Annotated in this window: 10 protein-coding genes; 6 read left to right on the forward strand and 4 right to left on the reverse strand. The window is 59.9% G+C overall.

Features of this window, described 5'->3' with window-relative positions:
- The coding region (locus tag VFE81_RS15530) for a carbon-nitrogen hydrolase family protein (protein ID WP_325045444.1) at positions 1 to 537 on the forward strand (537 nt) is incomplete at its 5' end.
- A 29-nt stretch (positions 538 to 566) separates the two neighbouring features.
- Here the strand turns inward: VFE81_RS15530 and VFE81_RS15535 are convergent.
- Positions 567 to 1,901, reverse strand: coding sequence for an MFS transporter (locus tag VFE81_RS15535; RefSeq protein WP_325045445.1), 1,335 nt, complete (start codon positions 1,899 to 1,901; stop codon positions 567 to 569).
- A 135-nt stretch (positions 1,902 to 2,036) separates the two neighbouring features.
- Positions 2,037 to 3,608, reverse strand: a complete 1,572-nt coding sequence (locus VFE81_RS15540; RefSeq protein ID WP_325045446.1) for a sulfatase-like hydrolase/transferase — start codon at positions 3,606 to 3,608, stop codon at positions 2,037 to 2,039.
- 148 nt (positions 3,609 to 3,756) lie between these two features.
- Between VFE81_RS15540 and VFE81_RS15545 the strand changes: the two genes are divergently transcribed.
- Positions 3,757 to 4,320 carry a MarR family winged helix-turn-helix transcriptional regulator gene (locus VFE81_RS15545; protein ID WP_325045447.1) on the forward strand — a complete coding sequence of 188 codons (564 nt, stop codon included), beginning with the start codon at positions 3,757 to 3,759 and terminating at the stop codon, positions 4,318 to 4,320.
- A 14-nt stretch (positions 4,321 to 4,334) separates the two neighbouring features.
- On the opposite strand, the gene VFE81_RS15550 is transcribed toward VFE81_RS15545, so the two are convergent.
- Positions 4,335 to 5,624 carry a divalent metal cation transporter gene (locus VFE81_RS15550; RefSeq protein WP_325045448.1) on the reverse strand — a complete coding sequence of 430 codons (1,290 nt, stop codon included), beginning with the start codon at positions 5,622 to 5,624 and terminating at the stop codon, positions 4,335 to 4,337.
- A gap of 272 nt (positions 5,625 to 5,896) precedes the next feature.
- On the opposite strand from VFE81_RS15550, the gene VFE81_RS15555 reads away from it, so the two are divergent.
- Together VFE81_RS15555 and VFE81_RS15560 are read left to right on the forward strand one after the other, a co-directional pair.
- The gene (locus VFE81_RS15555; RefSeq protein ID WP_325045453.1) at positions 5,897 to 6,244 is read left to right on the forward strand and encodes an FKBP-type peptidyl-prolyl cis-trans isomerase; all 348 of its coding nucleotides are present in this window, start codon (positions 5,897 to 5,899) and stop codon (positions 6,242 to 6,244) included.
- A 435-nt stretch (positions 6,245 to 6,679) separates the two neighbouring features.
- The gene (locus tag VFE81_RS15560; protein ID WP_325045449.1) at positions 6,680 to 7,753 is read left to right on the forward strand and encodes a DUF6765 family protein; all 1,074 of its coding nucleotides are present in this window, start codon (positions 6,680 to 6,682) and stop codon (positions 7,751 to 7,753) included.
- Positions 7,754 to 7,763: 10 nt separating this feature from the next.
- Here the strand turns inward: VFE81_RS15560 and VFE81_RS15565 are convergent, their stop codons facing one another.
- Positions 7,764 to 8,000 (reverse strand): hypothetical protein, encoded by a 237-nt coding sequence (locus VFE81_RS15565; protein WP_325045450.1) that lies wholly within the window; start codon positions 7,998 to 8,000, stop codon positions 7,764 to 7,766.
- A gap of 350 nt (positions 8,001 to 8,350) precedes the next feature.
- On the opposite strand from VFE81_RS15565, the gene VFE81_RS15570 reads away from it, so the two are divergent.
- Both VFE81_RS15570 and VFE81_RS15575 read left to right on the forward strand, forming a co-directional pair.
- Entirely contained in the window at positions 8,351 to 8,689 is a 339-nt protein-coding gene (locus tag VFE81_RS15570; protein ID WP_325045451.1) for a hypothetical protein, read from the forward strand.
- 179 nt (positions 8,690 to 8,868) lie between these two features.
- Positions 8,869 to 9,331 (forward strand): H-NS histone family protein (locus tag VFE81_RS15575; RefSeq protein WP_325045452.1); only part of this gene is annotated, 463 nt, incomplete at its 3' end.

Below are 9,331 nucleotides of genomic sequence, written 5' to 3' on the forward strand. Positions count from 1 at the left end.
ATTTCCTCGCTGATATTCAACCGTTCCGGCGAGCAGATCGAGCCGTATCACAAGCAGCATCTCTACAGCGGCGAGACGAAGATTTACCAGTCCGGCACGCAAGGCTGCATGCTGGAGATCGACGGATGGCGGCTCGCGCTCGGCGTGTGCTACGACTCCGGCTTTCCGGAGCACGCGCGCCGCGCCGCGGTAAACGGCGCGCACGCGTATCTCGTGAGCGCGCTCTTTAGCGTGAAGTGTGGCTATCACCAGTCACGCATCTGGTTTCCCGCGCGAGCTTTCGACAACACCATGTACGTGCTGTTATCGAACCACGTCGGCACGACAGGCGGCTGGGAAACGTGCGGCGCGAGCGCGATCTGGGGCCCCTATGGCGACGTGGTGGCGGAGGCGAGCCGTGAACGGGAAGAAGTGATTACCGCGCTACTCGATCCGGCCGTGCTCGCCGATGTCCGCGAGCGCGAGACGGTACTCGCGGACTTCAAGGCGCACGGCGATGAGGCGGCAGGTGATTACGTAGTGCGTCATCTGGATTAACTAACTTAACTAACGGCCCGCACGAGTGCTTACTTCAACTCAGCCGGCTGCACCGCGCCCATGCCTTTGCGTTCTGGCGCGGGCACGGCCCACAGCAGCGCGACCATGCCGACGATCAGAAGCACGGCGATAACCGCGAAACCGGCGTAGACGCTGCCGGTTTCGGCCTTCAGCATCCCGACCAGCGAAGGGCTCACCGCGCCGCCAATCGCGCCGATCGCGGTAATCGTTGCGATGCCGGCTGCAGCGGCGCCGCCGTCCAGATAGGCGGTGGGGATTGTCCAGAAGATGCTCAGGGTCGCATAGATGCAGATCGAGGCGACGACCAGCAGGGCGACGGTGAAGGCTATGCTATGCGCAGCGAGCGGTAGCAGCAAAAAACTGCCAGCCACCGCAAAGCCGCAGCCCGCCACATGCCAGCGCCGTTCGGCGTGACGATCCGAACTGCGCCCAATCACCACGATACCTATTGCTGTGCAAACCGAAATCGCGCCGCTGAGCCAGCCGATATTGCCGATCTGCTGCACGCCGACGTGCCGCAGCAGCGTCGGAATCCAGAAGCCGACCGCATTGAGTCCCATGAACACGCAGAAATAGATTGCCGACAGCAGGTAGATCCGCGGGTTGCGCAACACATCGGTGAGGCGCGCGGGCGGCGCGTGGTGAGCGCCGCGCTGTTTTCGATCCGCTTCGAGCGCGGCGGTGATGTGAGCCTTCTCCGCGTCGCTCAGCCATTTTGCATGCAGGGGGCGATCGTCAAGATAGAGCATCGCCATGATGCCGAGCACAATGGCCGGTACGCCTTCGATCAGGAACAACCACTGCCAGCCGTGCAAGCCGAGCATGTCGTGGAAATGAACCATGATCCAGCCCGACAGCGGGCCACCGATAATGCCTGCCAACGGCACCGCCATGATGAACAGACTGGTGATGCGTCCGCGTTGCCGATCGGGAAACCAGTAGGTGAGGTACAGAATGATGCCGGGGAAAAAACCGGCTTCGGCAGCGCCCAGCAGAAAGCGCAACAGATACAGCATGCCCGCGCTCTTGACGAACATCAGCAGCACCGTCAACGCACCCCACAACACCATGATCCGCAAGAGCGTCTTGCGCACGCCGATGCGCTCCAGCAGCAGATTGCTCGGCAACTCGAACACTAGATAGCCGACGAAGAACATCCCTGCCGCGAGACCGAACACGGCGTCGTCGAGCTTCAGATCTTGCAGGAACTGGAGCTTTGCAAAGCCGATGTTGACGCGGTCGATGAAATTGACCACGTAGCAGATGAACAAAAACGGCACGATACGCCGCGCGATCTTGCGATAAATCGCGTCGTCGGGCGTAAGGGCTGGCGAGCGCTGCATGGTGTCTCCTGGCGGACCGGCACGTTGCGCCGGGCGCATATGATGGTTTTGTGAGGCGCTGAGTCAGGCTCGTCTCGGGACGCTGATTGAGACTTTGCCAGAAGCTGCATTCGCCTTTACTGCCAATTGCCTGGACTACCACTCGCCGAAAAAGACCCCCCAGTCTTTATGCGTGTCGGTCTTGCTTTCGACGGTCGGGTTGTCGATCGTCACGCGCTGTTTCAACGCGCCGTACCAGTCGGCGAGCTTCGCATGCATTTGCACGCAAATGATGGCGTAACTCGCGTCGGCGCCGAGATCGACGTATTCGTCCGGATCGTTCGCCAGATCGAAAAGTTGTGGACGGTAGCCCAGCCAGTGTATGTATTTCCAGCGTGTATCGCGCACCATCCAGCCGCGGCATTCGTCGGGCTTGCGCTCCAGTGCGAGACGCGCGCCGCGGAAACTGTAATCGAGTTCGGAGACCACGTAATCGCGCCAACCTTCGGCACGGTCCACTTCGCCGCGCGTGAGCGCGAGAACCGAGCTTCCTTCGATACGCTCTTCATAGGCCGGCAGACCGAGTGCGTCGAGCACGGTCGGCACAACGTCGATACCCGACATGAAGCGCGTTTCGACGCCGCCGCGGGTGGCGTCGGCACGCGTCGACGGATCGTAGACGATCATCGGCACGCGCTGCACGGTGTCGTAGAACAGTTCTTTCTCGCCGAGCCAATGATCGCCGAGGAAGTCGCCGTGGTCGGCGGTGAACACGATCAAGGTGTCTTGCCAGCGGCCGAGCCGTTCGAGTGTGTCCCACAGTTGGCCGAGATGGTCGTCGATCTGCTGGATCAAACCTTGATAAACGGGCCGCACGGTGTTCGACACTTCTTCACGGGCGAAATTAACGCATTCTTCCTGAGTGCGATACGCGGCGACAACCGGATGTGCATTGTCGAGTTCGGCGGGCTTGCGCGCGAGCGGCAGGCATTGATCGAGCGAATACAGGTTGTGATAAGGGCGCGGTGCGACGTAGGGCCAATGTGGTTTTACGTACGACAAATGCAACGCCCACGGCGTGTCGCCTTGCGCTTCGATGTAGCGGATCGCCTGATTCGTCATGTAAGCCGTTTCGGAATGCGGCTCGGCCACTCGCGCCGGCCAGCGCAGATTGCGCATTTTCCAGCCGGAATGCACTGCGCCGCTGTCGTCTTCCACACTGATCGCAAAGTCGCTCCACGGTTTGTCGCTGACGTAGCCGTGCTCGCGTAAAAAGGCGGGATAGCCGCTCTCCTTGCCGGGTTCGTGGTGGCCGTCATAGCGGTCGAGTTCGTCGAACGAACCGGTCGAGAGGCGCTGCCCGAGCGCACTTTGGCGCGCGATATCGAGGCGCTGCATGCCGTTGCCGTCGGCCATGACGTGTGTCTTGCCGGCCAGCGCGAGCGAGCGGCCATTCAGGCGCAGGTATTCGCCGAGCGTCATTTCGCCGATCGAGAGCGGCACGCGGTTCCAGTTGGCGCCGTGACTGCTCATCGTACGGCCGGTGTAATACGACATGCGCGACGGACCGCACACGCCGGAACTGACGAAGGCATTGTCGAAACGCACGCCGCGCGCGGCCAGCGCGTCGATATGACGGGTTCGGAGGTAGGGATGGCCGTAGCAACCGAGGTGATCGCGGCGAAGCTGATCGCACATGATGAAGAGAACGTTGCGGGTGTCCGCCATCTATAAGCACCGTCTGCGGCCTTACGGCCTGAAGTGGGAGAAACCGGGGAGATGCTCGGATGCTAAAAACGAACCTGACGATTGACCTAATCAAATATATGTGCGAATGCACAATGCGCCCGGGCCGGTGCCGCCAAAGCGCGTCATAATGGCCGTCAAACCCTTATTGGACGTGCTCACCGTGCCCGCGACCGACCCTCGATCGATACCCGTGCTGAAGCATCCCGAGCACATCGACGAATTTCTGCTCTACAGGCTTCACAACCTGGCTCGCGTGGCGACCCAGGGCGTCGGCCTGATGTTCCGGCGCGAACTTGGCATTAGCCGGCGCGACTGGCGCATTCTCGCGTTCGTCGGCAAGTATCCGGACGCGAGTCTGACGCAGCTCGCCGAAGCGGCCGCGCTCGACATGGTGGTGGCGAGCCGCTGCGTTGCCAATATGGTGAAGAAGGGTTTGATTGCGAAGACACGTCTGCCGGAAAACAAGCGGGTGACCGTGCTTGCCCTGACCGAAGCGGGTCGTATCGCTTATGAACAGGCGCGCGTGAGTGGGCAGCGCTATAACACGGAGTTCGCGGCCTGTCTGAGCGATGAAGAAGCGCTTTTACTCGACGGTTTGCTCAAACGGATGGAGCAGCAAGCCGTGCAACTGACGCAACGCGAGATCGCCAGAAGCGGTCCTATGCCGTTACTTAGCGAAGACGTCGAATAAGTCCCCACGCGCAATCATGTCGGCCAGAACATGCCGACTGCGGCGAGCCCCATTGCGGCGGTGGCGATCCAGCCGAGCCAGCGCAACCAGCCAGTCACGGCGAACTGGCCCATCACTTTGGGGCTGGCCGCCATGACCATCACGAGCGCCATGATCGGCACGGCCGCGACGCCGTTGATCACCGCGCTCCAATACAGCGCTTTGATCGGGTCGAGCCGCATGAACGTGAGCGCGATTCCACCGAGAATTGCTACGGCGATCACGGCATAAAACTGCTTCGCGAGATTCACCTGCAACGCGAGACTGTTGCGCCATTTCATCGTGCCCGCCGCCGCGTAGGCGGCCGAACCCGCCAGCACCGGCAATGCCAGTAAACCCGTGCCGATGATTCCCAGACTGAACAGCGCAAACGCCAGGTTGCCGGCAATTGGCTTGAGCGCACTGGCGGCGTCGGCGGTGGTTTTGACTTCGATGTGATGCGCATGCAGCGTGGCGGCAGCGGTAAGCATGATGAAAAACGCCACGCCGTTCGAAACGGCCATCCCGACCCACGTGTCGATGTTGATCCGCTTCAGTTGCGCGGACGCCTGTATCGGTGCGCGCAATAGCGCCTTCTGCACGGGTTCCGAGCGGATTTCCTCGACTTCCTGCGACGACTGCCAGAAGAATAGATATGGGCTGATCGTTGTCCCGAGCACCGCGACCACGGTGGTCAGATAGCCGCTGGACAATTGGATCGGCGGCTTCACGATGCTCAGACCAACGGCTTTCCAGTCGACCGGAATCACGAAGATGATGGCGACGTAAGCGAACAACACGAGCGTCAGCCATTTCAGAATACTGGCGTAGCGTTGGTATGGAATGAATATCTGCATCAGCAGCGACGCTGTGCCGAGCACCGCAACGTAGAGCTGAACCGGGCCGCCTATCACCAGTTTGGCGGCGGCGCCCATTGCCGCGAGATCGGCCGCGATATTGATGATGTTGGCCGCGAGCAGCACGAGCACTGCAAGATACAAAAACGGAGCGGGGTAGTGGCGGCGCAGATTGGTTGCGAGTCCGCTGCCTGTCACGCGTCCCATGCGTGCGCTGATCAACTGGATCGATACCATGAGGGGGTAGGTAATCAGCAGCGTCCATAACAGTCCGAAGCCGAATTGCGCACCGGCCTGCGAATAGGTGGCGATGCCGCTCGGGTCGTCGTCCGCGGCGCCGGTGATCAGGCCCGGGCCTAGCCGCTTCATCCAGGAGCGTTCGGCGGGGTCTTCAACGACAAGTTCCGGTTCCAGGTTTTCCGTGGTCATCGTCATCCGCCTGCAAGGGAAGTCGAACCCGAGTCGTTTATATAGCGCGCGTGCGCGTGGCTGGCGGCGATACATGCCGCTCGTCAGCAAGTAGCATTCTCTGTGCCACGGCCCTTGCCGCTCAATTTGCTACTGCATCGACGATTTTTTGCAGCGCTGAGCGGCGGCATGGAACAGGTCATCCGCTACAATGACGCGCACCACTCACCTGGAGACTCGCTTTGAAATCTATCGTTGCTTTGGTTGCCGCTGCTGTTCTTTCTTCCACGGCGATGGCCGCTTCCACCACTGAAAAGCTGCCGTCCGGCGTAATCGTTGAACATCTGACGCAGGGCACGGGTGCCCAGCCGGCCGCTGACGACGTCGTGAAGGTCAACTATCGCGGCACGCTCGCCAACGGCACTGAGTTCGATAGCTCGGCGAAGCATGGCGGCCCGGCAACCTTCCCGCTCAATCGCGTGATTCCGTGCTGGACGCAAGGCGTGCAAAAAATGAAAGTTGGCGGCAAGGCCAAGCTGACCTGCCCGGCGGCCACTGCTTATGGCGAGCGCGGCGTCGGCACGATTCCGCCGAATAGCGACCTGACGTTTGAAGTCGAACTGGTTGGTATCGTCAAGTAATACGGCGCGAAGTGCGCTGAGACTGAACCCCGCTCCGGAGATCGAAGCGGGGTTTTTCTTTTCCTGGGCACTGCATGCGCTCGTTGAAATCTATCTGTGACGAAGCTCGAGGACGGTGCGGAGCAAGTGGGCTCACCTGTTTTAAAGCAGGTTATGCTTGCGCAGTGACCTGCGTATTTTCAATAGCCCGGGTTCTCTAAAAGAAGAGAAGTTCTGGTCTTACTCGGCGGGCGTGAATAGCATCGACACATATACGATAGTGGAAAAGTCGGTTCCAGGACCGATTACGCATGCCGCTGAGCGCGGGCGCAGTCTTTTTTAAAGTTCCGTTGCGCTCGGTCGTTTACTTTCTGCGCTTGCGCCGTCGTCGCAACAGTCGCTTTGCGCATTCCGGAAGATCTGGCCGTCATTCGTTGTGCGTTGGGAGCGCCTGCCATGAACATCGATTTTCACTACGGTGTGGTCTATATAGTCGCCCGCACTGGCGGAATGACAGCCAGCGAGGCGCTCACCGTGGCGCATGCCTGCCAGTATGTCGATGACGCAACCACTTCAGGAATACTGCGTTTCTCGGGCGGGGAGACTTTCGAGCGTTTTGCCACCGCGCACAAGCTATTCGATTACACCAACACGGAAAACGACCAGAACCGGCTGGTGTGGACGCCATTTCATTTTCTGCCTGCGGGTGTTGGAGAGACGCTCGAAGATAAGGCGGTGTGCCGGGCGGATAGCGCCGTTGCGCGCGAAGTGGTTCGCCGGGCGATCCGGCAGCGGGACACCGTTACGGCGTTGCACCGCCTGGGTGTGACGCTTCACACGTACGTCGATACGTGGGCCCACCAGGGCTTCGCCGGTATCGAAAGCCCGATGAACCGCGTTCGTATGCTGGAGGCGGAAGATTGCACGCAGGAAGGCTGGCTTGCCCACCTTACCCGCGCCACGCGACACCTGGTCCAGCGCATCGAGGAAGATGTACTGACGCTTGCACTACCCGTTGGTCACGGTGCCGCCTTGCACTATCCCGACCAGCCGTGGGCGAAATGGCATTACATCGACGGCAGAAATGTTCGCGTCGAAAGACACAATTTGCCCGAATTCATGCAGGCGGCCGAGATGACTTGCCGCGCGGTGCGCGCCTACGTCGCGGGACGGGAAGATTTTGAATACCAGCCCGGACTGCCGGAAGAGGTAAAAGCCGCGCTTACAACGCTTCTCGACACCAATCGGAACCCAGACGACAACAAGCGCCTGCAGGGCATTTGCGAAGCAGTGAAAACGGGCGCCATTCCGGGATTGTCCGAGTCGATTCCGGACTATGTGCCCAAGGGGCTCGGCTCCTGGAAATACAAAGCCACCGGTTTGCGGTCCCACGACGACACCGGGGACCGCCCCCGGTGGAGTGAAGTCTTTGAGAAAAGCGATTACCGGCGCTTTCACGATGCAGTCAAAGAGCACCGTTTCGTCACTACGCAGGAGATTCTGCCGGCTTGCGGACTGCGGATCGCGTGAGCGGGCAGGGCTATTCCACTTGCGCTTGCTGACGTTGCGCGGCCCGTTCTTCAGCTTGTTTCTTCGCCATGTGTCTTCCTACCAGGCAGCCGCCCACCGCGCCCACTACTGCGTGGTGCCCGGCATAGTGGCCGGCAACCCCGCCCACAACCGCGCCTTTCATGCAGCCGGCCGCGTTCGCCGTGCCGACCGCAGCCGAAGTCAATGCAACTGCCGCAAGAGCGGCCTTGAAAAAACCAGCTTTCATCTGAAAGTACCCCGCCATTGAGTTTTTCTAAAGTGGTGCTTTTTCGCGTCATTTCAATAGCCGCCCCAGCGGCCGCGTCCATGCCATTCGCGTTCCTTTCTCTCGCGTATCCAGGTGCGATGCATCCGATTGCTGCCGGGTTGCCACTGCTTTGCTTCAGAGCGCGGTTCGGAGTGTAGAAGGGTGGTCCGGACACAGGTGAAACAGCGCTGCGAGATTGGTAACGCGCGGTTACGGCTAAAAAAATGAACTGCCGTCCTTTGAATCTCCGGATGCTTGCCTATAGTAGAAGCGACTATTGCCGCATTGCACAGCGGCCGGCTTCTCTTGATGGGTGACGGAGAAACAGAATGACGCCATCGAACGCTGCGATCTATCAGACCCAGCCCTGCACGCCGGATTCATTACGAACGCTTGCCGGCTATCTCGAACTGGCGCTCGATGAAGGAGAAAGCGTGGTGCTGATGCGAATCGGCACGCAGGTACGCGGTGTTTATGTCGGCAATCCATCCGGCACCCTGGAGGATTTGACGGATCACGGTGTAGTGGCCGCTTTTCAGGCCGATGAGATGCTGGCATTGACGCAGTTGGGACTCAACCGGATAACCGCGGACGATCAACAGTACCGGTTCGTGCGCAGCGTACGGTACATCGCCGATCGCCAGGTTGTCGTTTTTACTCCGACTTAAGTGGCTGGCCAGCAATTGGAAAGGTTAAAGAATGCAGCGATGGAGTAGTGGACTCGAAAGGTTCGTACTCCACTGGATGCGTTCCCGTGTAAACCTGATGTCTTTATAGGCGCATAGATCTGCCTTTCTCGCGTTATTCATGGCATAGTTCGATCGATTACCACATAAGGAGCAATCAAATGCCCACGTTAGAGCAAATCCAAGCAAAGCTTAAGAAGCTCCAGGCACAAGCTGACGTCCTTATTGCCAGGAAAGCACAAGTCGCGGTCAACCAGATTCGCGACCTGATGCTCAAGCATGGCCTGACCACCGCAGATATCGAAGCAAAGGCAAGGGCGAGACGCGCCGCGCGCGGCTTGAATGGTCATGCCGCGAGTGGCAAGACAAAAGCCGCCGGCGCGGGCAAGTCGCTTCCCAAATATCGTGACCATAAAACCGGCGCGACCTGGACGGGTCACGGGCGTGCACCTGCGTGGATCGCCGCCGTGAAAGACCGGACTCAATTCCTGATCGACGGCGCAAGCGAACTGAAGTCAACGGCAAAGGCAGCGGTTACTCGCGCCAAAGCCGGAAGCAAGGGTCAACCCAAAGGCGCACAGCCGCCCAAGTACCTCAATCCGAAAAGCGGCGCCACCTGGAGCG

It is taken from the genome of Paraburkholderia sp., assembly GCF_035656215.1.
Lineage (GTDB): Bacteria > Pseudomonadota > Gammaproteobacteria > Burkholderiales > Burkholderiaceae > Paraburkholderia.

Coding starts and splice junctions, on each gene's coding strand:
- VFE81_RS15540 (WP_325045446.1), bottom strand. CDS start 3,608: ATGGCGGACACCCGCAACGTTCTCTTCATCATGTGCGATCAGCTTCGC.
- VFE81_RS15570 (WP_325045451.1), top strand. CDS start 8,351: ATGACGCCATCGAACGCTGCGATCTATCAGACCCAGCCCTGCACGCCG.
- VFE81_RS15550 (WP_325045448.1), bottom strand. CDS start 5,624: ATGACCACGGAAAACCTGGAACCGGAACTTGTCGTTGAAGACCCCGCC.
- VFE81_RS15565 (WP_325045450.1), bottom strand. CDS start 8,000: ATGAAAGCTGGTTTTTTCAAGGCCGCTCTTGCGGCAGTTGCATTGACT.
- VFE81_RS15535 (WP_325045445.1), bottom strand. CDS start 1,901: ATGCAGCGCTCGCCAGCCCTTACGCCCGACGACGCGATTTATCGCAAG.
- VFE81_RS15555 (WP_325045453.1), top strand. CDS start 5,897: ATGGCCGCTTCCACCACTGAAAAGCTGCCGTCCGGCGTAATCGTTGAA.
- VFE81_RS15560 (WP_325045449.1), top strand. CDS start 6,680: ATGAACATCGATTTTCACTACGGTGTGGTCTATATAGTCGCCCGCACT.
- VFE81_RS15545 (WP_325045447.1), top strand. CDS start 3,757: ATGGCCGTCAAACCCTTATTGGACGTGCTCACCGTGCCCGCGACCGAC.